This window comes from Pseudomonas sp. TH15, assembly GCF_016651105.1.
In the GTDB taxonomy this organism is placed as follows: domain Bacteria; phylum Pseudomonadota; class Gammaproteobacteria; order Pseudomonadales; family Pseudomonadaceae; genus Aquipseudomonas.
Genome location: NZ_JAEKEL010000002.1, coordinates 718672 through 744110, shown reverse-complemented (window position 1 = coordinate 744110; position 25439 = coordinate 718672). Strand labels below are relative to the sequence as shown.

19 protein-coding genes and 1 pseudogene are annotated in these 25439 nt (G+C 58.5%); 8 read left to right on the top strand and 12 right to left on the bottom strand.

What is annotated here, in order from left to right:
* Positions 1-73 precede the first annotated feature (73 nt).
* The 4 genes from leuA to JFT87_RS27175 form a co-directional block, all read right to left on the bottom strand.
* Positions 74-1756: a 2-isopropylmalate synthase gene (leuA, locus tag JFT87_RS27190; RefSeq protein ID WP_201206435.1), complete on the bottom strand. Its 1683-nt coding sequence runs from the start codon at positions 1754-1756 to the stop codon at positions 74-76.
* A 465-nt stretch (positions 1757-2221) separates the two neighbouring features.
* A complete protein-coding gene (locus tag JFT87_RS27185) occupies positions 2222-3043 on the bottom strand; it encodes a peptidoglycan DD-metalloendopeptidase family protein (RefSeq protein ID WP_201206433.1) in 822 nt (273 codons plus the stop codon).
* 3 nt (positions 3044-3046) lie between these two features.
* Positions 3047-4426, bottom strand: coding sequence for an exodeoxyribonuclease VII large subunit (xseA, locus tag JFT87_RS27180; RefSeq protein WP_201206431.1), 1380 nt, complete (start codon positions 4424-4426; stop codon positions 3047-3049).
* Between the two features lie 89 nt (positions 4427-4515).
* Positions 4516-5463, bottom strand: coding sequence for a LysR substrate-binding domain-containing protein (locus JFT87_RS27175; RefSeq protein WP_201206430.1), 948 nt, complete (start codon positions 5461-5463; stop codon positions 4516-4518).
* A 100-nt stretch (positions 5464-5563) separates the two neighbouring features.
* Between JFT87_RS27175 and JFT87_RS27170 the strand changes: the two genes are divergently transcribed.
* The 5 genes from JFT87_RS27170 (at position 5564) to JFT87_RS27150 (ending at position 11843) form a co-directional block, all read left to right on the top strand.
* Positions 5564-6331: a sulfite exporter TauE/SafE family protein gene (locus tag JFT87_RS27170; protein WP_201206428.1), complete on the top strand. Its 768-nt coding sequence runs from the start codon at positions 5564-5566 to the stop codon at positions 6329-6331.
* Positions 6332-6493: 162 nt separating this feature from the next.
* Entirely contained in the window at positions 6494-7042 is a 549-nt protein-coding gene (locus tag JFT87_RS27165) for a sugar ABC transporter ATPase (protein ID WP_201206426.1), read from the top strand.
* Between the two features lie 252 nt (positions 7043-7294).
* The gene (guaB, locus tag JFT87_RS27160) at positions 7295-8764 is read left to right on the top strand and encodes an IMP dehydrogenase (RefSeq protein ID WP_201206424.1); all 1470 of its coding nucleotides are present in this window, start codon (positions 7295-7297) and stop codon (positions 8762-8764) included.
* Between the two features lie 82 nt (positions 8765-8846).
* Positions 8847-10424, top strand: coding sequence for a glutamine-hydrolyzing GMP synthase (gene guaA / locus JFT87_RS27155; RefSeq protein ID WP_201206422.1), 1578 nt, complete (start codon positions 8847-8849; stop codon positions 10422-10424).
* 315 nt (positions 10425-10739) lie between these two features.
* Positions 10740-11843, top strand: a complete 1104-nt coding sequence (locus JFT87_RS27150; RefSeq protein WP_201206421.1) for a protein kinase domain-containing protein — start codon at positions 10740-10742, stop codon at positions 11841-11843.
* A 257-nt stretch (positions 11844-12100) separates the two neighbouring features.
* Here the strand turns inward: JFT87_RS27150 and JFT87_RS27145 are convergent, their stop codons facing one another.
* Entirely contained in the window at positions 12101-12331 is a 231-nt protein-coding gene (locus JFT87_RS27145) for a hypothetical protein (RefSeq protein WP_201206419.1), read from the bottom strand.
* 565 nt (positions 12332-12896) lie between these two features.
* On the opposite strand from JFT87_RS27145, the gene JFT87_RS27140 reads away from it, so the two are divergent.
* A complete protein-coding gene (locus JFT87_RS27140; RefSeq protein WP_201206417.1) occupies positions 12897-14273 on the top strand; it encodes a multicopper oxidase family protein in 1377 nt (458 codons plus the stop codon).
* A complete protein-coding gene (tadA, locus tag JFT87_RS27135) occupies positions 14273-14770 on the top strand; it encodes a tRNA adenosine(34) deaminase TadA (protein ID WP_201206415.1) in 498 nt (165 codons plus the stop codon). Before JFT87_RS27140 ends, tadA begins: the two co-directional genes overlap by 1 nt.
* Before the next feature lie 136 nt (positions 14771-14906).
* Here tadA and cmoB read toward each other — a convergent pair whose 3' ends face one another.
* The 5 genes from cmoB to lon form a co-directional block, all read right to left on the bottom strand.
* Positions 14907-15863, bottom strand: a complete 957-nt coding sequence (gene cmoB, locus JFT87_RS27130; protein ID WP_201206413.1) for a tRNA 5-methoxyuridine(34)/uridine 5-oxyacetic acid(34) synthase CmoB — start codon at positions 15861-15863, stop codon at positions 14907-14909.
* Positions 15860-16603, bottom strand: a complete 744-nt coding sequence (gene cmoA / locus JFT87_RS27125) for a carboxy-S-adenosyl-L-methionine synthase CmoA (RefSeq protein WP_201206411.1) — start codon at positions 16601-16603, stop codon at positions 15860-15862. The genes cmoB and cmoA overlap by 4 nt, the downstream gene beginning before the upstream one ends.
* A gap of 210 nt (positions 16604-16813) precedes the next feature.
* The gene (locus JFT87_RS27120) at positions 16814-17449 is read right to left on the bottom strand and encodes a lysoplasmalogenase (RefSeq protein ID WP_201206408.1); all 636 of its coding nucleotides are present in this window, start codon (positions 17447-17449) and stop codon (positions 16814-16816) included.
* Between the two features lie 2 nt (positions 17450-17451).
* A complete protein-coding gene (locus JFT87_RS27115) occupies positions 17452-17844 on the bottom strand; it encodes a protease inhibitor I42 family protein (protein ID WP_201206406.1) in 393 nt (130 codons plus the stop codon).
* Between the two features lie 215 nt (positions 17845-18059).
* The gene (gene lon, locus JFT87_RS27110; protein WP_207200225.1) at positions 18060-20477 is read right to left on the bottom strand and encodes an endopeptidase La; all 2418 of its coding nucleotides are present in this window, start codon (positions 20475-20477) and stop codon (positions 18060-18062) included.
* Positions 20478-21434: 957 nt separating this feature from the next.
* Here lon and JFT87_RS27105 point away from each other — a divergent pair.
* Positions 21435-21830, top strand: coding sequence for a hypothetical protein (locus JFT87_RS27105; protein ID WP_201206404.1), 396 nt, complete (start codon positions 21435-21437; stop codon positions 21828-21830).
* Positions 21831-21909: 79 nt separating this feature from the next.
* Here JFT87_RS27105 and JFT87_RS27100 read toward each other — a convergent pair.
* Both JFT87_RS27100 and JFT87_RS27095 read right to left on the bottom strand, forming a co-directional pair.
* A pseudogene (locus tag JFT87_RS27100) lies at positions 21910-22273 on the bottom strand (DUF6124 family protein).
* 541 nt (positions 22274-22814) lie between these two features.
* Positions 22815-25226, bottom strand: coding sequence for a glucose/quinate/shikimate family membrane-bound PQQ-dependent dehydrogenase (locus JFT87_RS27095; protein WP_201206402.1), 2412 nt, complete (start codon positions 25224-25226; stop codon positions 22815-22817).
* Positions 25227-25439: the final 213 nt, after the last annotated feature.

Here is a 25439-nt window from a genome sequence, read left to right as displayed (position 1 = left end):
GCAGAGCGTGGGAACGATCAACAAAAAGGCCCCAAGGTTCTCACCTTGGGGCCTTTTGCATTTCAGCGAAGGCTTACGCCGCTTCTTTCGCTTCCGGCTGGCTCAGCGAGCGGTTCAGTGCGCTAAACAGCGCCTTGAAGCTGGCGGTGGTGATGTTTTCATCGATACCTACGCCGTGCACCGCACGCTGACCGTCAACCCGCAGTTCAATGTAGGCCGCAGCTTTGGCATTGGTGCCCGCGCCGATGGCGTGTTCGTTGTAGTCCATGATTTCCACCGGGATCGGCAGGCCAGCCACCAGTGCTTCCAGGGCGCCGTTGCCCTTGCCGCGCCAGTGCAGGTTGGTTTCGCCCTGGCCCTTGCCAGAGACTTCCACTTCGACCGAACTGTTGCCGTTCTCTTCCTGCAAGCGATGGCTGACCAGTGCGTACGGGGTGTTGGCCTGCAAGTACTCGCTGTGAAGCAGCGCGTGAATTTGCTGGGCGGTCATCTCCAGACCGAGGCGATCGGTTTCTCGCTGCACCACCTGGCTGAACTCGATCTGCATGCGGCGCGGCAAGCTGATGCCGTATTCCTGTTCCAGCAGGTAAGCGATACCGCCCTTGCCCGACTGGCTGTTGACGCGAATCACCGCTTCGTAGCTGCGGCCGATGTCGGCCGGGTCGATCGGCAAGTACGGCACTTCCCACAGGGTGTCCGGTTTCTGCTGGGCGAAGCCCTTGCGGATGGCGTCCTGGTGGGAGCCGGAGAACGCGGTGTGAACCAGGTCGCCAACGTACGGGTGACGTGGGTGCACCTGAATCTGGTTGCACTCTTCGACGACTTTGCGCACGCCGTCGATGTCGGAGAAGTCCAGCTCAGGGTGAATGCCCTGGGTGTAGAGGTTCAACGCCACGGTGACCAGGTCGACGTTACCGGTGCGCTCGCCGTTGCCGAACAGGCAACCTTCGACACGGTCAGCGCCGGCCATCAGGCCCAGCTCGGTGGCGGCCACGCCAGTGCCACGGTCGTTGTGGGTGTGCAGGCTGATGATCACGCTGTCACGACGGTTGATGTGACGGCCGAACCATTCGATCTGGTCGGCGTAGATGTTCGGGGTCGCGCATTCGACGGTGGCTGGCAGGTTGAGGATCACCTTGTGCTCAGGCGTCGGGTTCCAGACTTCAATGACTGCGTCGCAGACTTCTTTGGCGAACTCGAGCTCGGTGGCGCTGAAGGTTTCTGGCGAGTACTCGAAGGTCCACTCGGTGTCCGGCTGCTGGGCGGCGTATTTGACGAACAGCTTGGCAGCGTTAACGGCGATGGCCTTGATCCCGTCCTTGTCCTGGTTGAAGACAATGCGACGGAAAGAAGGGGAGGTCGCGTTGTACAGGTGAACGATGGCTTTCTTCGCGCCGCGCAGGGATTCGAAAGTGCGTTCGATCAAGTCTTCACGGCCCTGGGTCAGCACCTGAATGGTGGTGTCGTCCGGGATGTGGCCGTCTTCGATCAGGGTACGCACGAAGTCGAAGTCGGTTTGCGAAGCCGCCGGGAACGACGCTTCGATTTCTTTCACGCCGACTTGTACCAGGGTTTTCCAGAAACGCAGCTTTTTGACCGCGTCCATTGGCTCGATCAGCGACTGGTTACCGTCGCGCAAGTCCGAGCTGCACCAGATCGGCGCGGCGGTGATGGTCTTCGACGGCCAAGTGCGGTCCGGGATGTCGATGGTCGGGAACGCGCGGTATTTCGAAGACGGGTCTTTGAGCATGCTCATCGGGAAATCCTTATTGTGTGGGCCGAAAAAAGGCGGCCTGCCGGTGGATCAAAAGTGTTTGGGGAAACGTGTAAGGCGAGGCACCGCAATTCAGCCCGGCAGTCGTGCACTGACGAGGCACAGGCTGCGGTGCTGGCGAAGCTGAATGAGGGTGTGAGAGGTTTTCATGTCTTCAACCCTAACCGCCGGGGTTAAGGTTGGCAAGCAGTCGAAAAAAATTGAGAGGAATACCCGAAAAGCCGGGTTTTGCGAGATTTTATTGTGCCTAAGCCGGCGGATCTTTTTGATTTTTGCGTGAGCGTTGATTAGGGCGCAATTGAGGTTTGCGGGAATTCAGTGAGTATTGGTGTGTTGCGTAAGCCGCTTTCGCGAGCAGGCTCGCTCCCACTCTGGATCTTAATCACAACCCAGATCCCCTGTGGGAGCGAGCCTGCTCGCGAAGAGGCCGCGAGCCTCACCCATTAATCAAGGCTGAAACGCCCCAATAAAAATCGCCGGGTCGACCCGAGCATCATTCAGACTGACATTCCAGTGCATATGCGGCCCGGTCGCGCGCCCGGTCGAACCGACCTTGCCAACCACGCCACCACGGGCCAATTGCTGCCCAACCTTCACATCAATTTTCGACATGTGGCAGAACATGCTGATAAAGCCCTGGCCATGGTCGACAAACACGGTGTTGCCGTTAAAGAAGTAGTTACCGATCAAAATCACCTTGCCCGCCGCCGGCGTCTTGATCGGCGTACCCGCAGGCACCGCAAAGTCCAGCCCCGCATGAGGATTTCGCTCCTCACCATTAAAGAATCGACGTACACCAAACTTGCTCGACAGCGGGCCATTGACCGGTTTGTCCAGCAGCAGGTTGCTCGGGGTGACGGGGCTGAAGCTGCGATAAGCCTGGATTTGTTCTGCCAGTTCGCCTTCGATACGCTTCAGATTCTCCGGGTTTGGATTGACCTGCTGGGTGTTCTTCAGCGTGATGTGCTGTTCCGGGTATTTCTTGTTGCCGACCGTGAAGCTCAGATTACGGCCGCCGCTGTTCACTTGCTGGGTCCCCGGTTTGACCGTTAACGGCACACCGACGATCGCCAGCCAATTGCTCTGTTCCTTGACCACCAGCACCGGTTTGCCTTGATACGTGGCTTTTGGCGCCTGGGCAGCGGTGCCCAGGTCCACCACGGCCACGCCGCCCGGCACCGGTTTGTTCAACAGGCGGGTGATGTAACTGTCAGCGTGGGCGTTGAAGGTCAGGCACAACAAAAGCAACGGAGCTAAAAAACGTGGCATGGATCAATCCAGTAAAGAAAGGGTGACAGGCGTCAGGTGATTGTCTTCGACGCGAACTTGCAGCTCGCCATCGCCCAGTTTGGCTTTCAGGCGCTGGCCGTTGTGGGTCTGCTCGGCGCTGCGGATCGCGTTGCCACGCTCGTCCAGCAGAATGCTGTAGCCACGGGCGAGGGTCGCCAACGGACTGACCACTTGCAGTGTCTGCACCTGGCTTTGCAGTTGTAGGCGACGGCTTTTGAGGCCTTCGCGGATGGCCCGGGGCAGGCGTTCGGCGAGACTGTCGAGGCGCTGGCGCAGCATCGCCAATTGCCGACCTGGATGTTGCCCGGCGAGGCGGGTTTCCAGGCGGATCAAGCGTTCGCGACGGGTATTGAGGCTGCGCTCGAAGGCGCGGCGCATGCGCATGTCCAGATCGTCCAGGCGTTGCGCTTGTTGGCGTAGGCGTTCGCCGGGATGGCGCAGGCGACGGGACATGCCTTCCAGGCGCAGGCGATCGCGCATCAAGCGGTCACGGATGCGCATGACCAAGCGGCGATGCAGGCTTTCGACCCGGCGCACCAGATCGCTGGAGTCCGGCGCCAGCAGTTCGGCAGCGGCGGAAGGCGTCGGGGCGCGAACGTCGGCGACGAAGTCACTGATCGAGACGTCGGTTTCATGACCGACGGCGCTGACAATCGGCGTCACGCAGGCGTCCACGGCGCGGGCCACGGCTTCTTCGTTGAAACACCAGAGGTCTTCCAGCGAGCCGCCGCCACGGGCCAGGATCAGCGCATCGAAACCCCGGGCGTCCGCCAGTTTCAGGGCGCGGACAATTTGTGCAGTGGCTTCGCGACCCTGTACGGCGGTCGGGATCAGCGTCAGTTGGATCTGCGGCGCGCGGCGGCGGAACACGCTGATGATGTCGCGAATCACCGCGCCGGTGGGCGAACTGATGATGCCGATGCGTTGTGGATGCGCCGGCAGCGGCACTTTGCGTTCGGCACTGAACAGGCCTTCGGCGCTGAGTTTTTCTTTCAGCGCATCGAAGGCCAGGCGCAGGGCGCCGTCACCGGCCGGCTCCACAGTGTCGAGGATCAGTTGATAGTCGCCACGGCCCTCGAACAGCGAGACCTTGCCACGGACCTTGACCGCCAGGCCATCCTTCAACGCTTGGCGAACCTTAGCGGCGTTCTGCCGAAACAGTGCGCAACGGACCTGGGCGCCACTGTCCTTGAGGGTGAAATACACATGGCCGGACGCCGGGCGGGCGAGGTTGGAGATTTCGCCTTCGACCCAGATATTGCTGAACACGTCTTCCAGCAACACCCGCGCGCGGCCGTTGAGCTGGCTGACAGTCAGGACTTCACGGTCCAGGCCGAGTCTTGCAAAGGGATCTTTAATCATGGGGCGCATGATAAAGGCATTCGGCGAACAATCTCCATGCGTACACACAAATCCCTTGTGGGAGCGGGCTTGCTCGCGAAGACGGTGTGTCAGTTAGCGTCAATGTTGAATGTTAGGCCGCTTTCGCGAGCAAGCCCGCTCCCACAGGGATTTGTGCAGATGTTGATGAAGTGTTGGATCAGGGGCGGAGGATTTTGGCTGCAGGCGAGGGCGACGGTGCTGTGGCAATCCGGGTCGGCCAGTGGCAGGAAATGGATGTCGGGCGGGGCAATGTCTTGCAGCGATTCCGGCAACAGCGCAATGCCGAACCCGGCCTGAATCAATTGCAGTTGCGTGGTTTTGCGCGACACCACCCGAGCGGCCTTGGGGAAAAAGCCCTGGCGCATGCATAACTCGGCAGACAAGTAACTCAAGCCGCCACGCTGCGGATGAGGAATCGAGATAAACGCCTCATCCTTCAACTGCGCGAGGTCGATGCCTTGAGTGGACTTATCCACAGCCAGTGGATGATTCGGTGGCACAGCCAGCAGCAAACGCTCGCTATATAAAGGAACAATCTGCACGCCTTCGCGCTGACGCAGCACTGGCAAGCGCAACAGACCAACATCCAGACGACCTTCGGCCAGCTCTTCCAACTGCGCTTCGGAGGACAGTTTGACGATGTCCATGGACACGCCGGCATGCTGATCCAGATAAGCGCTGATGCCCCGCAACAAGCGGCCGCTCATCGGCACCGTACTGGAATGGCTCAGGCGCAAAGTGCCGAGTTGACCGTTGCCGACCTGAGTCGCCATCTCGCTGGCCTTGGTCAGCTCAAGCAACAGGTTTCTGGCCCGGGGCAAAAAGGCTTCACCAGCGGCGGTCAGTCGGGGCTGGCGCGCGGTACGTTCGAACAGCGGTGTTTGCAGGCGGGTTTCCATGTCCTTGATCTGCCGGCTCAGGGCGGACTGTGCGATAAACAGGCGTTCGGCCGCAGCGCTGAAACTGCCGCACTCGGCGATTTCCACGAAGTAACGCAATTGGCGGGTTGAAAGCACGAGGCATGCCTTTTCGAGATGGGTTGGCGACTTTGAAGATATTAGTCGCAACGCTTGGCGCTGGCTAAAGTCATCACAGGTATTCAAGGAAAGCCTGCAAATGAATGTGCTTGAGATGTTGAACCAATGGCCGTTCGGTGCGACGGCTTGGTTGGTGATCGGACTGGGCATCGTCCTGGCGTACATCGTGTTTGGCATTGCCGGGTTTGGCACCGCGCTGGTGGCCGGGCCGATCCTGATCCTGTTTATGCCGCTGTCGAAAATCGTGCCATTGCTGGTGCTGCTGGATTTTGTCGCGGCCTTCGGCAATCTGCTGCCCTCGCGGCGGGATGTGGACAAACCCGAACTGCTGCGGCTACTGCCGTGTATGGCGGTGGGCTGCACGTTGGGGGTGATTTTCCTGTTGAACCTCAAATCCGATTTGTTGTTGCTGTTGATGGGGCTGTTTATCAGCGCCTATGCAGTGTACAGCTTGTGGGCCAAAACCCGTCCGACACAGTTGTCTGCCGGTTGGGCAGTGCCGATGGGCACGGTGGGCGGGATGTTCGGGGCGTTGTTTGGCAGCGGTGGCTTTTTATATGCGATCTATCTGAACAGTCGCCTGCCCAAGGACGCGGCCCGGGCGACCCAGAGTGCGCTGATCAGTTGCAGCACCGTGGTGCGTTTGAGCCTGTTTGCCGTCGCGGGTGTGTATGCCGAGCTACCCTTATTGGTATTGGCCGTGTGCTTGTTACCGGCCATGGCGCTGGGGTTGTGGATCGGCCGGCGGTTGACGATGAAGCTGTCCCGGGAGGCCTTTGTACGGATGGTGACCTGGTTGGTGCTGGCCAGCGGCATTGCCTTGATCGGGCGCTATTTGAGTACTTGACCTGAGTGTGTCAGGGATTAAGCTGCCGGCCGCAGATCCTGTGGGAGCGAGCTTGCTCGCGATGGCGGTGGGTCAGGCAACATTAATGTTGGCTGCAATGCCCTCATCGCGAGCAAGCTCGCTCCCACAAGGGTGATCATTCAGTATTTGCAGGCTTGCACCATGAATTCCCAAAGCATCATCGTCCCGAAAATCTCCACGTTGCCGGTGCACGAACCCCGGGCCCGGGCAATCGTTCGGTGGCTGGTGCGCAAGAACATTATCAAAGAAGAGCTGACGACCTGCGGGCGCACTGGTAATCGCATGGGTTACGCACTGGCTGACGGCGCGCGCGCCGTGGTCCTGCACCCGGAAGCGCTGCCGTTCGGTGAGCCGATCAATGGCCTGGAAATCATCACCAAACGCTGCATCTACACGCCGGCCAAGGGTTTCCTGGAAGAGGCGGGTTGCGCCGAGTGCCGCAAGGAAGTCGGCGAAGCGCTGTTCGAAAGCCTGGAAGAGTGGATGCCGGGGCGCACCGATAACTTCACCTGCCCCGAGTGCGGGCATGAAGATGACATCAACGGGTTTCTGTTTTTGCAGGAATGCGGTTTCTCAAACCTGGGTTTCATCTTCAACAACTGGGCCGAGGCCGGGTTCAAGCAGAGCTTTATCGATGAGTTCGCCGATTGGCTCGATCAGCCCGTGAGTTGGGTGAAAGTCGAGTTATAACGTCGGGGGGACACCGTAGGAGCTGCCGAAGGCTGCGATCTTTTGACCTTGATCTTCGACGGAATTGAAATCGCTGAAGATCAAAAGATCGCAGCCTTCGGCAGTTCCTACAAAAAGCCGCAGACCCTGCAGATCCGCTCGGCAATCCCCGTATATCAGTAATGCCAATAATAGACAGAGTTTTACATTGAACCCGAGGGGGTGTCTGACTATAATGGCGCGCTTCCATTTTCCCGCTCGGGAGCCCCCGCGATGCTGCGTATCAGCCAAGAAGCTCTGACATTCGACGACATTCTCCTAGTGCCCGGTTATTCCGAGGTGCTTCCTAACGAAGTCAGTCTCAAGACCCGCCTAACCCGTGGCATCGAGCTGAATATTCCTCTGGTTTCTGCCGCAATGGACACCGTCACTGAAGCCCGTCTGGCAATCGCCATGGCTCAGGAAGGTGGCATCGGCATCATCCACAAGAACATGACCATCGAGCAGCAAGCTGCCGAAGTTCGCAAGGTCAAACGTTATGAAGCCGGCGTGGTCAAGGACCCGATCACCATCGAGGCTGACGCCACGGTTCGTGAACTGTTCGAACTGACCCGCCTGCACAACATCTCCGGCGTTCCGGTACTGCACGATGGCGACCTGGTCGGCATCGTCACTTCCCGTGACGTACGTTTCGAAAACCGTCTGGAAGCCACTGTCCGTGAAGTGATGACGCCTAAAGAGCGTCTGGTCACGGTCAAGGAAGGCGCCGACAAGAACGACGTCCGCGAGTTGTTGCACAAACATCGCATCGAACGCGTACTGATCGTCGACGACAAGTTTGCCCTCAAAGGCATGATGACCGTCAACGACATCGAAAAAGCCAAGGCTTACCCGCTGGCCAGCAAGGATGACCAAGGTCGTCTGCGCGTTGGCGCTGCTGTCGGCACCGGTAAAGACACCGGTGATCGCGTAGCTGCGTTGGTCAATGCCGGTGTCGACGTGGTGGTGGTCGACACCGCACACGGTCACTCCAAAGGCGTGATCGACCGCGTTCGCTGGGTCAAACAGAATTTCCCTGAAGTGCAGGTCATCGGCGGCAACATCGCTACCGGCGCTGCTGCTCTGGCTCTGGCCGAAGCTGGCGCTGATGCAGTCAAGGTCGGTATCGGCCCTGGCTCGATCTGCACCACTCGTATCGTCGCCGGTGTCGGCGTCCCGCAAATCAGTGCCATCGCCAACGTCGCCGCTGCCCTTGAAGGCACTGGTGTTCCGTTGATCGCCGACGGCGGCATCCGTTTCTCCGGTGACCTGTCCAAGGCTATCGTTGCCGGTGCTTCCTGCGTGATGATGGGCTCGATGTTCGCTGGTACTGAAGAAGCACCGGGCGAGATCGAACTGTTCCAGGGTCGTTCGTACAAGGCTTACCGCGGCATGGGTTCGCTGGGCGCCATGTCCCAGGCTCAAGGCTCCTCCGACCGTTACTTCCAGGATTCCTCGGCAGGCGCCGAGAAGCTTGTACCTGAAGGCATCGAAGGGCGTGTTCCGTACAAGGGCACCCTGAGCGCCATCATCCATCAACTGATGGGCGGCCTGCGTTCCTCGATGGGCTACACCGGCAGTGCCGACATCGAAGAAATGCGCACCAAGCCTGAGTTCGTGCGGATCACCGGCGCTGGCATGGCCGAGTCCCACGTTCACGACGTACAGATCACCAAAGAAGCGCCAAACTACCGCGTAGGTTGAGGCTTCCAGCAATAAGTTAAGTAACCGGGGCTGTTTTATTCAGCCCCGAGTTGTTTCTGATTCACTAGACGAGACTGACTTCATGGCCCTCGACATTCACGCCCACCGCATCCTGATCCTCGACTTCGGTTCCCAGTACACCCAACTGATCGCCCGCCGTGTGCGCGAGATCGGCGTGTACTGCGAACTGCATCCGTTCGACATGGACGACGAAGCGATTCGCGAATTCGCACCGAAGGGGATCATCCTCGCCGGCGGCCCCGAGTCCGTACACGTCGCCGACAGCCCGCGCGCACCGCAAGCTGTCTGGGACCTGGGCGTACCAGTCTTCGGTATCTGCTACGGCATGCAGACCATGGCTGAACAGCTGGGTGGCAAGGTCGAAGGTTCCGAGTTGCGTGAGTTCGGTTATGCCCGCGTTGACGTAGTCGGCAAGAGCCGCCTGCTCGACGGCATCGAAGACCACATCGACGCTGACGGCCTGTTCGGCCTCGACGTGTGGATGAGCCACGGTGACAAAGTCACCAAGATGCCTCAGGAATTCCACATCCTGGCCAGCACCCCGAGCTGCCCGATTGCCGGCATGTTCGACGACGCTCGCGGCTACTACGGCGTGCAGTTCCACCCGGAAGTGACCCATACCAAGCAGGGCGGTCGCATCCTTTCGCGCTTCGTCCTCGACATCTGCGGCTGCGAAGCCCTGTGGACGCCTTCGAAAATTGCCGAAGACGCCATCGCCAACATTCGCGCCCAGGTCGGCACCGACAACGTACTGCTCGGCCTGTCCGGCGGCGTTGACTCCTCGGTGGTTGCCGCGCTGCTGCACAAAGCCATTGGCGACCAACTGACCTGCGTCTTCGTCGACAACGGCCTGCTGCGTCTGCACGAAGGCGAGCAAGTGATGGCCATGTTCGCCGAGAACATGGGCGTCAAGGTGATCCGCGCCAACGCTGAAGATCAGTTCTTGAACAACCTGGCTGGCGAAAGCGACCCAGAGAAGAAGCGCAAGATCATCGGCCGCACCTTCATCGACGTATTCGATGCCCAGTCCAACAAACTGGACAACATCAAGTACCTCGCCCAAGGCACTATCTACCCGGACGTGATCGAGTCGGCTGGCGCCAAAAGCGGCAAGGCTCACGTGATCAAGTCGCACCACAACGTGGGCGGCCTGCCGGAAGAAATGAACCTGAAACTGGTCGAGCCGCTGCGCGAACTGTTCAAGGACGAAGTCCGTCGTCTGGGCCTGGAGCTGGGCCTGCCGTACGACATGGTCTACCGTCACCCGTTCCCGGGCCCGGGCCTGGGCGTGCGAATCCTCGGTGAAGTGAAGAAGGAATACGCCGACCTGCTGCGTCGCGCCGACCACATCTTCATCGAAGAACTGCGCAAGGCCGACTGGTATCACAAAGTCAGCCAGGCATTCGTGGTGTTCCAGCCAGTCAAATCGGTTGGCGTTGTTGGCGATGGCCGTCGTTACGCCTGGGTAGTTGCCCTGCGTGCCGTAGAAACCATCGACTTCATGACCGCGCGTTGGGCTCACCTGCCTTACGAACTGCTGGAAACCGTCAGCGGCCGCATCATCAATGAAATCGAAGGCATCTCCCGCGTTACCTACGACGTGTCGAGCAAGCCACCAGCGACCATCGAGTGGGAGTGATCTGAACAATAAGGGCGCCGAGAGGCGCCTTTATTGCATCTGCAGGAAATGGTGGTGGTGGGGGAAGCTATTTTCTGCAGCTTATGGACGAGATGTTCCCGATATAGTATTGAAATAACACGGTCTTAGGCTTTTTTATCGTCGTAATTGATCGATTACATATAGGCGTTAGAGTGCTGGATCCGCATAAAGAACTGTTTTCATTTTCATGATATGTACACGTCTATTGCGCGATCCGACACTGATCCAAAGAATCTTCGCGCCAGTCACGCAAAGATTGCTAATTGATTTAAAAATATTACAGGGAGTATATTTGTGAGGCAGAGGCCAAATGTTGAGGTTAAAGATGGTTTAGTCGTACTTAATGGTCATGCGATTAAATTGCCAAATATTAAAATTCTGCGAAGTATTGCATCAGGTGCTCACGGCACAGTCTTCGAAGGTGTTGATTTAGACATAGATCGCCATATTGCTGTTAAAGTTTGGTACAAATCGGGAGAGGCAGTCCGTGAAGGCGCTATGCGTGAAGTCCAACGCCTCGCCGCAATGACGCATCCATTGTTTGTTACGGTCTACAGACTAGACATCGCGGGAGACTCTCCGTTCGCTCTCATGGAGCTTATAGCTGGCGACTCGTTAAAGGGCTGGCTAAAAAAACAAGTCATCAAAGAGCCGAAAAGAGATCAATTGCTTGAGTACCTAAATAGTAATAAACAGAGTATTCTCCAACGATGCGCATTTTGGTGTTTGTATTCCCGCGGGCTTAAACATGTTTATAGTCAAGGGGTGCTGCATGGTGACCCACATACGGGGAATATACTGATCTTTGAAGACGAAGTCGGAGTTACAAAAAATTTTCATGACCATCATATTCTAAGAATTGGTTCTTTTTCCTCGTTGAAAATTATTGATCTCGGAACTAGCTTGCTTTGGAAGAACCCGGATGATAGAGAGCGGCGCGAGTTAGGTATCATATCTGAAACAGTGGAGCGTCTTTTTCCTGACTTCAAGCCAAGTGAGGTTATGCATATTTGTGCTGAGCTGGAACCCTCTTCGCTTTTGCAGGTTTTTGACAAATTTGTTGAGTATATTTTGGAGCTCGTGTCAGTTCCGTTTATAACTGAGGACGATTTCGCTCGTCTAGAACACAGTCTTCCACAACTTTTAGGTTGGTGTCCTTTTTTTAACTATTCACGAGTGTCTTTACACCTGAACTCGATATTCGAAATGGGTGAGGCCGAGTCTTTGATTCAACATGCGCGGTGGCAATTGGAAGGTAAGAGCTCGGTTGTTGTATCGAATGTGGTGGGTAAAAGTTCCAGTGTAGCAAAATCATCGCTTGAAGCTGATATTGATGCTTTAACAAAGCAAAGTAAGCAGCTGCAGGTAAATAATTGGATATTTGAGCCTGAAGACTGAAGTGCAACACCTTATCTTCATATATTTATGCTTCAACGGAGTGGAGAACTTAAAATCCCGGCTATGGTTCGGGAATCAAGAGTTCAATGAGCGGCCGGATGGGCTAACTCTGACTTTGACGCAATATTTAGAGTAAGAGTGATGAGGGCTCACGCCTACAGCTTTCCTCTACAGCAGGTTATCCTAAGGCCCGCTTGACCAGCGGGCTTTTATTGTTATTCGAACTGATTATGCTTCAGGGACACGCGCGGCTATGGTTACTTTGCCTGCTTTTCTTTTATTTTTTCGAGGGCATGAGGCAGATTCTGAATAAACTTCACGCCAAGATAAAACGATCCTTTGCCGAGTAGCTTTGCCGTCGAGGCAGCTCGGGCCATACCTGTACCATGCGAAAAGTCATCCTTAACCTCACTCCAAGCATCGCCCATCATGTTGTCCAGCGACTCGCTGAATGAAGGACTGCTGTTTTCTTGCGTGTCTTCTTCCATGCGCTCTCTCCTTGATCAAATAAGCTCACATCAATGAGGTGAGCTTGCTGTAAAACGCGCTTCGCAAGTAATCAGGTCTCAACTGCGGAAATGATCTTCGCCTGACCGCGCTCCCGCTCTTTGATTTTTTCCTTCGCTTGACTCGCACTGCTCGCTCGCACGCTTGCGGTGACTACCGAAGAACTAGTGCCACGGGTATATGTTACGCGGAAGTTCTTGTCGCTCATCACTGTTTCTCCAAGTGATATCAAAGTGCCTAGAATATGAGTTTCTATCAGTTGGATCCAAAAAATTCAAGCTATGAGTGCCAGGCATTTCGTGATTTCTACCTGAGACGGTCTAGACAAGGGGCTTTAGTGCGCGACGGTTTCATCGAGTGCAGGCTTTCTGAAAAGAGCTGACAACGAATCTGATGCGGGAGAAGCGAAAGCGATAACAGCGCCGCTTGAAGGCTGAACAAGATATGCGGCCTCAGGTCGCCCTTACCGTTTCTCAACCGCAGGTGTATCGTATTCGCCTTTTGCGGGCCCCAGGCCCGTCGCTGATACGTGAGGTAGTTGAGTTCATGTCCTTTACCCGTCGACAAATACTCGGTGGTCTGGCCGGTCTTGTGGTGGTTGGCGTGGGGGCCGGTGGCGCGTCGCGTTACTGGCTGGGGAAAATGGCCGACGCCGAGGCTGGCCACGACTATGAGCTGATCGCCGCGCCACTGGATGTCGAACTGGTGGCCGGTCACAAAACCGAGGCTTGGGCGTTCGGCCCGTCGGCGCCGGGCACCGAGTTGCGGGTGCGCCAGGGCGAATGGCTGCGGGTGCGCTTCATCAATCACCTGCCGGTCGCGACCACCATCCACTGGCACGGCATCCGTCTGCCGCTGGAAATGGATGGCGTGCCCTACGTCTCGCAGCTTCCAGTGTTGCCGGGCGAGTACTTCGACTACAAATTCCGCGTGCCGGACGCCGGCAGCTACTGGTATCACCCACACGTGAACAGCAGCGAAGAACTCGGTCGTGGCCTGGTCGGCCCGCTGATCATCGAGGAGCGCGAACCTACCGGTTTCAAGTACGAAAAAACCCTGAGCCTCAAGAGCTGGCACGTCGATGAAGAGGGCGCGTTCGTCGCGTTCAGTGTTCCGCGTGAAGCGGCGCGAGGCGGCACGGCCGGGCGGCTATCGACCATCAATGGCGTGCCGCTGCCGGTGATCGATTTGCCTGCCGGGCAAATCACTCGCGTGCGTTTGCTCAACCTCGACAACACCCTGACGTATCGCCTCAACATCCCTGGTGTCGAAGCGCAGATCTACGCGCTGGACGGCAACCCGATCGAACCACGGCCATTGGGCAAGGAATACTGGCTCGGCCCCGGCATGCGCATTTGCCTGGCGATCAAGGCACCGCCGGCCGGTGAAGAGCTATCCTTGCGCAACGGCCCGGTGCGCCTGGGCACGCTGCGTTCGGTGGCAAACACCGACGCACCGACCCAGTGGCCGCCCGCGCTGCCCGCCAACCCGGTGGCCGAGCCGGACCTGGCCAATGCCGAGAAACTCAACTTCAATTTCGAATGGGTGGGTTCGGTGTCGGTCAACGTCGACAACGGCAAGCCGCCAAGCCTGTGGCAGATCAATGGCAAGGCCTGGGACATCACCGACAAGACCTGCGCCGACCGGCCGATCGCCAAGCTCGAAAAGGGCAAGAGCTACATTTTTGAATTGAAAAACATGACCCAGTATCAGCACCCGGTTCACCTGCACGGCATGAGCTTCAAAGTGATTGCCTCGAACCGGCACAAGGTCATCCCGTACTTCACCGACACGTACCTGTTGGGCAAGAACGAGCGCGCGCAAGTGGCGCTGGTGGCAGATAACCCGGGGGTCTGGATGTTCCACTGCCATGTGATCGACCACATGGAAACCGGCCTGATGGCCGCCATCGAGGTGGCGTGATGCGCCAGATTCGTCCCGCTGCAATTATCGACCGCAGTCGCGACCGCGACTTCATGCGCGAAGCCCTGACCCTCGCTGCCCAAGGCGCAGCCCTCGGTGAAGTGCCGGTGGGCGCGGTGTTGGTGCAGGACGGGGAAATCATCGGTCGCGGCTTCAACTGCCCGATCAGCGGCAACGACCCCAGCGCCCACGCTGAGATGGTCGCGATCCGTGCTGCGGCGTTGGCCGCCAGTAACTATCGTTTGCCCGGCAGCACCCTCTACGTGACCCTTGAGCCGTGCAGCATGTGCGCGGGCTTGATCGTGCATTCGCGGATTGCGCGGGTGGTGTACGGCGCGCTGGAGCCCAAGGCCGGGATTGTGCAGAGTCAGGGGCAGTTTTTCACCCAGGGCTTTTTGAATCACCGGGTGCTGTTTGAAGGCGGGGTGTTGGCGGAGGAGTGTGGTGCGGTGCTCAGCGAATTCTTCAAGGCCCGAAGAGCCAAACCCGCAGACTGAACACTAATCAAAAATGTGGGAGCGGGCTTGCTCGCGAAGAGGGAGTGTCAGTTGACATTAATGTCGCCTGATACACCGCTTTCGCGAGCAAGCCCGCTCCCACATTTGAATCTCCATTGGGTAGGGAGATCGGGGTTTATTTGCGGGCGACGATGACGGCACGCATCGGCGCCGGCAGTCCTTCAATCGTCTTGCTGTGGTCTTCGGGATCGAGGAAATCGCTCAGCGACTGAAACTTCATCCACTCTGTCCCACGCTGTTCATCAACGGTGGTCACGCTGACATCCACACAACGAACATCCGTGAACCCGGCTCGCCGCAGCCACAACTCCAGCGCCGGCACCGATGGCAGGAACCATACGTTACGCATCTGCGCATAACGGTCTTCCGGCACCAGCACTTGTTGCTGATCACCTTCGATCACCAGCGTCTCCAGCACCAGCTCGCCGCCCTTGACCAGGCAGTCCTTCAGCGCCAGCAAATGCTCGATTGGTGAGCGGCGGTGGTAGAACACACCCATGGAAAACACCGTGTCAAAGCCTTCCATGTTCGGCGGCAGGTCTTCGAAAGGAAACGGCAGGTGCCAGGCATTCGGCTCGGACAGGTAACGCTGCACGGCCTGGAACTGGCAGAAGAACAGCCAGTTCGGGTCGACGCCAATCACGCTGTCGGCGCCGGCGCCGAGCATGCGCCACATGTAGTAACCATTGCCGCAGCCGACATCGAGGATGCGTTTGCCCTTCAGGTCCAGGTGCGGGGCAACCCGCGACCATTTCCAGTCCGAGCGCCATTCGGTGTCGACGTGCACGCCGAACAGGTCGAACGGCCCCTTGCGCCATGGCGACAGGCCCATCAGCGCCGTACGCATCTGCGCGCGAGTTTCGTCGTCGCAATCGGTGTCCAGCGTCAGGCCATTGAGCAAATCAACTTTGCTCGGCTGGATCTTCGGCAAGGCGTCCAGCGCACTTTGCCAGCGCTCCAGGTCGCCGTGACCCTTCTCCATTTTCTTGTCGAGTTGCGCTTGCAGGGTGTTGGCCCAATCGGCCAGCGGGGTGCCGGCCAAACGGCGGGCAAGGGGGGACAGATCAATCATGGCAAGGCAATCAACGAGGCAAAGTTAAGACACTGGAACCACGGCACGACTTTCGAGAACCCAGCGGCCAACAGGCGTTCGCGGTGTTCTTCGAGGCTGTCGGGCTTCATGACGTTTTCGATGGCGCTGCGTTTCTGGGCAATTTCCAGTTCGCTGTAGCCGTTGGCGCGTTTGAACGCGACGTGCAGATCGGTGAGCAGCGCGTGTTCTTCCAGATCGTTGAAGCGCAGCTTCTCCGACAGAATGAGCGCGCCGCCCGGCAACAACGATTGGCGAATGCGCGAGAGCAACGCGGTGCGCTGCTCGGGGGCGATGAATTGCAGGGTGAAGTTCAGCGCCACCACCGAGGCTGGCTGGAACTCGAGGGCGAGGATGTCGCCCTCGATCACTTCCACCGGCAACAACTCCTGGAACATCGAGTCCTGACCGTTGAGGTACTCGCGGCAACGCTCGACCATCGCCGCCGAGTTATCCACAGCGATAACCCGGCAACCGTCGGTGCGTACGTGACGGCGCAGGGCCTGGGTCACGGCGCCCAGCGACGAACCGAGGTCGTAGAGCACGCTGTTGGGCTGGGCAAACTGCGCAGCGAGCACGCCGAGGTTTTCGACGATGGTCGGATAACCCGGCACCGAGCGCTTGATCATGTCCGGGAATACCCGCACCACGTCCTCGTTAAAGGCGAAGTCAGGCACTTGGGCCAAAGGCTGGGCGAAAATGCGATCGGGTTCTTTGCTCACGGCGGTTCCGGCGGTGTAAATGGAAAGGCCGGCATTTTAGCCAAAAGGGCGCGGGGATGCTTGGGTTGTCCGACGTGGCGAGGGGATTTATCCCCGTTGGGCTGAGAAGCAGCCCCAAAATTGCCCGACAGGGTGTGTCAGGCAAAGTGTATGCATTGTTTTTACGACTGCTGCGCAGCCGAACGGGGATAAATCCCCTCACCACAAGGTTCAGCGCGGTTTCGGGCCGAACGCCGACGCTGTAATTCCCCATTGCCCGACCCAGTAGCTGAGGATGATCACATAGGGTGCCGCTTCGAACGGCAGCACAAACCGGCTGATGCCAATCACGCTATCAGAGAACACAAACGCCACGGCACCCGCCGCCGCCAGCAACGCCGAGCGCTTGGGCACGTCAGTGCCGAGCCGGGCCAGCGCCCGCCAAAGCATCGCGCTGATCGCCATACCGTAAACAATCACCGGCACCAGCAACGGCCCCAGCCCGTGGGAAATCAGAATCCCCAACAGCACTGCACCAACGACCAGCGCCAGGACCAACGGCAACATCGCCAACCGCCGACAATCGCTCAGGTACGCTTTCAAGTACGCCAGATGCGCCACCAAAAACGCCCCAAGGCCAAACACAAACAAATCCCCCGGCCATGCCAGCAACACATCACCGAGCAGAGAGAAGATCAAACCGAGGCTGATCCAGCGCCGATACTCGGTGGGCGGCGCGTCGTGCAGCCATCCCAGCAAGGCCAACACCGGCAACGGTTTGACCAACAGGCAAAGCAGCGCGGCATGCACACTCAGCCCGTAGAGAAAGGTCACCGCACCCATCAGTGCCAGAATCAGCCAGCCCACGATCAGTTAACCGAGATCGCGCAATCGAAGGTTTTGACCGCCGGGACTTCCGGCGCCCACGGCTGCGAGTAGGTCAGGCGCAAACGGCCAGTACCGGCGGCGAAGGACTGGAAGCGCCAGGTCGACATCCCGGCGCTGCCGACAATCCCGGCATCTTCCGGGTTGCTATAAACCTCGGGGCTAAGTGCCCGCAACACGCCGCCGGCGGAATCCTGAATGGACCAGCGATAACCCGTGGTCGGGTTGCTCGGCAGAATCACGATCAGATTTTGCCCGTTGCTCAACTTGGCCGGGCATTCGCTTTGTTTTTCCACGGTCACGTTCTGTTTCGGTTGCGTGGCGCAGGCGGCCAGCAAAGAAAGGGCGAGGGGGACCAACAGGCGGGTGGGGGACATAAGATCAGCGGCTCCGGCATTCACGACGAACGGCGAGCATAACTGAAGATGCGACAAAGTGTGACGGTCAGGTCGGGTTGGTGTCCGGGCTGACGCCATCGCGAGCAGGCTCACTCCTACAGGGGTTTGTGGTGAACACAGGATTTGTGAACACCACCTCTCACTGTAGGAGTGAGCCTGCTCGCGATAACGGTAGTCATGTCACCAAAGAACTATCAGAACAATATCTTCGCCACATCCGCAAAGCGCTTGGCAAAGTGCACGGTAATCCCTTCCTTCAGGTACTCCGGCAATTCCTCAAAGCTGCCACGGTTCGGCTCCGGCAGGATGAGTTCGAAGATCTTCTGCCGCCGCGCCGCGATCACTTTCTCGCGCACCCCGCCAATCGGCAGTACATGCCCGGTCAGTGTCAGTTCACCGGTCATGGCGATGCCTTTTTTCGGTGCCTGGTTGCGCGCGAGGGAGAGCAGGGCGCTGGCCATGGTCACACCGGCGCTCGGACCGTCTTTCGGTGTGGCACCTTCCGGCACGTGCAGGTGGACGAAGGCTTCATCGAAGAACTTCGGATCACCGCCAAACGACTTCAGGTTGGAGCTGACGTAGCTGTAGGCGATTTCCGCCGACTCTTTCATCACGTCGCCCAGTTGCCCGGTAAGTTTGAAGCCACGGTTGAGCGTATGAATCCGCGTCGCTTCGATCGGCAGGGTCGCGCCACCCATGCTGGTCCAGGCCAAACCGGTGATGACACCGGTGCCGGACAGCACTTGCTCGTTGCGGAACACTGGATGGCCGAGTGAAGCTTCCAGGTCTTTCGGGCCGATCTTGATCACTGCTTGCGGCTCGTCGATCAGCTTGACCACAGCTTTGCGCACCAGTTTGCCGAGTTGTTTTTCCAACTGACGCACCCCGGCTTCACGGGCGTAACCGTCGATCAAGGCTTTCAAGGCACTGTCGCTGATGGCCAGGCTGGTTTTCGCCACGCCGGCCTTTTCCAATTGTTTTGGCCACAGGTGACGCTTGGCGATGGCGATTTTTTCTTCGGTGATGTAGCCCGACAGGCGAATCACTTCCATCCGGTCGAGCAACGGGCCGGGGATAGAGTCCAGGGTGTTGGCGGTGCAGACAAACAGCACTTTCGACAGGTCCAGGCGCAGGTCCAGGTAGTGGTCGAGGAATTCGACGTTCTGTTCCGGGTCGAGGGTTTCGAGTAGCGCCGAGGCCGGGTCGCCCTGGTAGCTCTGACCCATCTTGTCGATCTCGTCGAGCATGATTACCGGGTTCATCACTTCAACGTCTTTCAACGCCTGCACCAGTTTGCCCGGCTGCGCGCCGATGTAGGTGCGTCGATGGCCCTTGATCTCTGCTTCGTCGCGCATGCCGCCGAGGCTGAAGCGATAGAACGGCCGGCCAAGGGATTCAGCGATGGATTTGCCAACGCTGGTCTTGCCCACGCCCGGCGGGCCGACCAGCAGCACGATGGAACCGCTGATCTCGCCTTTATAAGCACCGACCGCGAGGAACTCGAGGATCCGGTCCTTGATGTCGTCGAGGCCAGCGTGGTGTTTGTCCAGCACCTTGCGCGCGTGCTTGAGGTCGAGCTTGTCCTCGCCATACACGCCCCACGGCACGGCCGTCGCCCAGTCGAGGTAGTTGCGAGTGACCGCGTACTCCGGCGAACCGGTCTCGAGGATCGACAGCTTGTTCATTTCCTCTTCGATGCGTTTCTGCGCCTGAGGTGGCAGGACTTTGCCTTCCAGGCGTTGCTCGAACTGCTCGATGTCGGCGCTGCGATCATCCTTGGTCAGGCCCAGCTCTTGCTGGATGACCTTGAGCTGTTCCTTGAGGAAGAACTCGCGCTGATGCTCGCCGATCTTGCGGTTCACTTCGGCGGAGATTTCTTTTTGCAGGCGCGCAACTTCGACTTCCTTGCGCAGCATCGGCAGGACTTTTTCCATGCGCTTGAGCATCGGCACGCAGTCGAGCACTTCTTGCAGTTCGCCGCCGGTAGCGGACGTGAGCGCGGCGGCGAAGTCGGTCAGTGGCGACGGATCGTTGGGGCTGAAGCGGTTGAGGTAGTTCTTCAGTTCTTCGCTGTACAGCGGGTTGAGCGGCAGCAATTCCTTGATCGCGTTGATCAGCGCCATGCCGTAGGCCTTGACCTCGTCGGTCGGCTCGGTGGGCTGGTGCGGGTATTCGACTTCCACCAGGTACGGCGGGCGATGGTGTTTGAGCCAGGTTTTGATCCGTACCCGGGTCAGGCCCTGGGCGACGAATTGCAGTTTGCCGTTTTCACGACTGGCGTGGTGCACCTTGACCAGGGTGCCGTACTCCGGCAGTGCCTTGGTGTCGAAATGGCGCGGATCTTCCTGGGGCGTGTCCATGTAGAACAGGGCCAGGGAGTGGTGATCGGATTTGCTCACCAGGTCCAGGGTTTCAGCCCACGGTTCTTCATTGACGATGACCGGCAGCACTTGGGCCGGGAAGAACGGGCGGTTGTGGATCGGGATGATGTAAACCTTGTCCGGCAGGTTCTGGCCAGGCAGGGCGAGGCCTTTGCCGGTGGAGTGGTGTTCGATTTGGTCTGTTTCGGCGTATTCGCTCGGGTCTTCAGGGAATTCTTGCTGGTCGCTCATGGGGCACCTGCGCAATGGGGTATGGGTCTTAGATGGGGCAGGTGGGGGGTGGTTTCAATGGGGATGGATATTTCAAGGTGTGTGTTCAGGTTTTTGACAGGTCTTTTGGACTTGGCGGCCTTAGGGCCGACCATGTTCTTGGTGGTGGTGTGTATATCCATTTTTGCGGTAACGGCGGCTGGCGGTTTCGCCCTTACGGCGAGGCACCTTTTCCAAACGCCGAAAAGGTAACCGAAAAGGCTTTGCTCCTGCGTGCGGCCCGCTCGCTGGGGCTCGGGGTTCCTTCGCTGCGGGATTGATCCGGGGGCATCGCCTACGGTTTGCTGCGCTGCACCTCCTCTCGATGTGTTTGGCTGCGCCAAACGGTCGCTGCGCTCCCACCCCCGGATCATTCCCTCCACTCAGCCTTCCGACGTCGCCCTTGGATCAAGATCAAGGGCTGCAGCCGAGCTAACGCTCATCCTGCGAGTGGTGCGGCTGCGCCGCGAGTTTCATGTAGGAGCTGCCGCAGGCTGCGATCTTTTGATCTCGCTCTTGAACTTGAACTTGAACTTGAACTTGAACTTGAACTTGATCTTGATCTTGATCTTGTAGGAGCAAAGCTTGCTCGCGAAGGCGGCCTGACAGCCGACCCATTTCTTGCAGGCAGCACAGAAACAGCCTGACAGCCGACTCTTCTGCTTCAGGTGGACATCAATCCTGTGGGAGCTGGCTTGCCAGCGATGGCGGTCTTAAAGCTCACTAATTTTTAACTGGCTGTAATCAACTCCAATGTGCAATTGAGTCTGCGCGCGATCATGGCGCTGAGACGCTCGTCGGTGGGTGTTGCTATCTAAGCTATATCCCGTCGCCGTCACTGGATTATTGGATCTAAAAACCTGTCAGATCTGTCAGGTGTTTCTCTTGCGATTCACCCGCACGATCTGCGCTCCACTTTGCAATTCAACGGAGCTGAATATGACTGATGCCAATGTTGTGACCTCAAGTACCTCGGGAGTTTTTACGGCGAAGATTCAGAAGGGGGATTTTATAGCGACTGAGGTCAGTGTCTTTTTTGATGGCGAATATTGGCATTGCTACGGTGCAGAGAAAACCGCCAGTTTCGGGGATCACAGAACGATCTACATTCATGTGAAACAACTGCAACCAGACGACCTGCCCACTTTCCATAAGCTCACGTATCGCTCCCTGTTAGGCAATGTCCTGGAGCGTGCCAGTGCGGATGCAGGTACGGTTACCATTGATTTCAGCCCGACGGCTGGCCGATACCGGATGTCTTTCGATGTAAAGGCCAAAGATCTGTCAAATCTCGATATCGATATTCTGGGTGAATTTGATCTGGTTACGCAGTAACGACCCTGGTTCTACAGGGCTGCACGCGTGGGCGGCTGCGATCGAATGTCAGTCCACTCCGCACGCGCGCATTGGAGCATCAGCCTTGTGCAGGTAGTTCCACGTTATCCAGCACGCGATTCACCGCCAGCTCTGCCAGCATGATGATTTGCTGGATCGCCAGGATCGTATGCCGCTGCGGCGTATCCACATAAGCGGCAATATCGCTGGTCATGATGCTGGCCGAGGCCAGTGATTCGCAGGCGTGGGCCAGCAGGCTCTCGTTATCCATGTCGCTGACGACCTGGAACATGGTGCTGGGTTTGTGGGATTTCAGCGTAATGGCGGAAGGTTTCAGGTAGTGGTCGAGCGCACGCTCGGCGGCTTCGTGAAATTTTTTCGAATCTGGAGATTGGTAGGGGAAGTGTCGTCGGTTTCGGGGGATTGGGGGTAGGTTTGAACATGGTGAGACTCCAAGTGAGAAATGGAGCCGCCACTGACTATTGCCGCGAAGCAATTAAGGGTGGCAGCTGTACGCAGGTTCGCGGACCGAACATTTGGCAACTCGGCATACCCGAAGGTATCCCGCGCACAGCCGCCATCAAACCAAACTACTAGCACCGAAGCGCTCTGGTTTGGGCCGGCGATTATGCATCAAATCGAATGAACTACTCGGGCCGCGACGCCCGTTCGCTGAATATGCAGCGACCCCCGAGCCTATCCAGCCAATTTCCGAGGCACAACCGACGCGACTTGTCGGAAAACTCCGCGCAATTTTCAGCGTCTGTAGGACAAGCACATTTCCCACAGGCCAATGCGGATCAAACTTGTGGGAGCGAGCCTGCTCGCGATAGCGGTGTGTCAGTCACATTGATGTTGAATGTGCTGCCGCCTTCGCGAGCAGGCTCGCTCCCACAGGGTCCTCAGGTGTATGCAGAAATGTTGGGCACAAAAAAGGCGATGACCCTTGCGGGACATCGCCTTCTTCTTTACCGCCGCTAAAACTTACTCGGACAGTTTGTAAGCGATCACGTAGTCGCCCATTTTGGTGCCCAGCGAGCCGTGGCCGCCAACGACGAGCAGTACGTACTGTTTGCCGTCCTTGCCGGTGTAGGTCATTGGTGTCGCTTGGCCGCCGGCCGGCAGGCGCGACTTCCACAGTTCCTTGCCGCTGTTGACGTCATAGGCGCGCAGGTACTGGTCCAGCGTGCCGCTGAGGAAGCCGACGCCGCCCGCAGTCACCATCGAGCCGCCCATGCTTGGCACGCCGATCGGCAGGCCGATAGGCAATGGCGAGCTGTCGCGGCTGGTGCCGTTTTTGCGTTTCCACACCACTTTGTTGGTGGTCAGGTCGATGCCGGTGACATAGCCCCAGGCCGGGGCCTGGCACGGTACGCCGAACGGCGACATGAGCGGGTGCATGGTGACTGCGTACGGCGCGCCAGCATTAGGCTGGATGCCAGCGGTTTCGCTTTCGCGCTTGCTGTCAGCCGCCACTTCGGCGCGGGGGATCAGTTTCGAAACGAACGCCATGTAGTTCGGGCTGGTGAACAGGATCTGGCGAACCGGGTCGACCGAGACGCTGCCCCAGTTGAACACACCGACGTTACCCGGATAGATCAGGCTGCCCTGCACCGACGGCGGGGTGTACTGGCCTTCGTAACGCAGTTCCTTGAACTGGATGCGGCACAGCATCTGGTCAAACGGACTGGCGCCCCACATGGCTTTTTCGGTCAGTTCCGGGGCCAGCAGGTTCAGGTCCGAGCGCGCCTGGGTCGGTGCGGTGCGGTCGCCTGGTACTGCGCCTTGCGGTACCGGAATTTCGCGAATCGGCACAATCGCCGTGCCATCGCGACGGTCGAGCACATACAGGCTGCCCTGTTTGGTCGGTGCGATCAGCGCCGGCTTCACGCCGTCGGCAGTTTTCAGGTCAAGCAGGGTCGGCTGGCTGCCGACGTCCATGTCCCACAGGTCGTGGTGGGTAAACTGATAGTTCCAGCGAACCTTGCCGGTGGCGAGGTCCAAAGCCACGAGGCCGGCGCTGAATTTCTCTGCGCCGGGCATGCGGTCGCCGCCCCATTGGTCAGGCATCTGGTTGCCCAGTGGCAGGTAAACCATGCCGAGTTTTTCGTCGACGCTGGCCAGGGACCACATGTTCGGCGAGTTGCGGGTGTAGGTTTTGCCCGGCGCCAAAGGCTCGGTCGCCTCCGGATTGCCGCTGTCCCAGTTCCAGACCAGGTGACCGTCATGCACATCAAAGGCGCGGATCACGCCGGAAGGCTCGTTGGTCGATTCGTTGTCGGTGACGTGACCGCCCATGATCACCAGATCACGGGTAATCGCGGCCGGGGAGGTGGCGTAGTAGCCGCCCGGCGTGAACGGACCGATACCCTGAGTCAGGTCAACGGTGCCTTTATTGCCGAAGCCTTCGCAGACCTTGCCGGTGTCGGCGTTGATCGCGATCAGGCGTGCATCGGCGGTTGGCAGGTAGAGACGACGCGGGCAGGCCTGGGCAACGGCTTTCCCGGCTTCGGAGATGACAGCGGTCGAGGCATTGGCAGACTTGGCGTAGTCGTTCTCGTCGTAGTAAGAGACGCCACGGCAGGTCATGTGGGCGAAGCCCTTGAAGCCCACCGGGCTCTTGATCTGCGGGTCGAAGCGCCAGAGTTCCTTGCCGGTGTCCGGGTCCAGCGCCAGCACTTTGCTGTGAGCGGTGCAGGCATAGACCATGCCGTTGACCTTCAGCGGCGTGTTTTCGTTGGTCAGCTCTACCGGGTCATCGGCGGTCGGCAGGTCGCCGGTGCGGATACGCCAGGCTTCCTGCAACTTGCCGACGTTGGCCGGGGTGATTTGCTTCAGCGGCGAGTAGCGGTCACCGAATTCGGTGCGGCCATAGGCCTGCCAGTCGCCATCGGGCATGGCCGGGGCGGTGCTGGCCATATCGGTTGTGTCGCGGCCCAACTCGCCGAAGACTTCACCCGGATGCGTGAATTGACTGGCAACGGCGGTGGCGCCGGACAGAATCACGGCGACGCTCAGCGCAGCGGTGCCTAGCGGTGCAGCGCCATCGCGCAGCAACGGTCGGCGGAACCACGGCAACAAGAGAACTACGCCCAGCGCGAACCACAACGACAGGCGCGGCACCAGTTGCCACCAGTCGAGGCCGACTTCCCACAGGGCCCAAACGGTACTGGCGAACAGCACCACTGCGTACAGGCCCAGTGCTGCGCGGCGAGCGGCAATCAGCAGCACGCCGCTCAGCGCGAAGCCGATACCGGCCAGCAGGTAATACAGCGAGCCGCCGAGCATGCTCAGCTTGATCCCCCCGGCCAGCATGGCCAAGCCCATTAGCAGAAGCAGGATACCGAGCAGGCTCGGCAGCAGACGGCTTCGGCTCAAAGCACCATCAGTGCTCATAGTGTGGTTCTCCGTGACGTTTAAGTAGTCCCGCGCTAGTTCACTGTAGATGACGATCAGGCGTGGGTATTGGTTCAGATAAAAACTTGTCTAGCTAACGAATTTCATGTGGGAGCGAGCCTGCTCGCGAAAGCGGTGTGTCAGTCGACTTCTTTGGTGAAGTTGAAATTGCTATCGCGAGCAAGCTCGCTCCCACAGGGGGGTGTGGTGTGG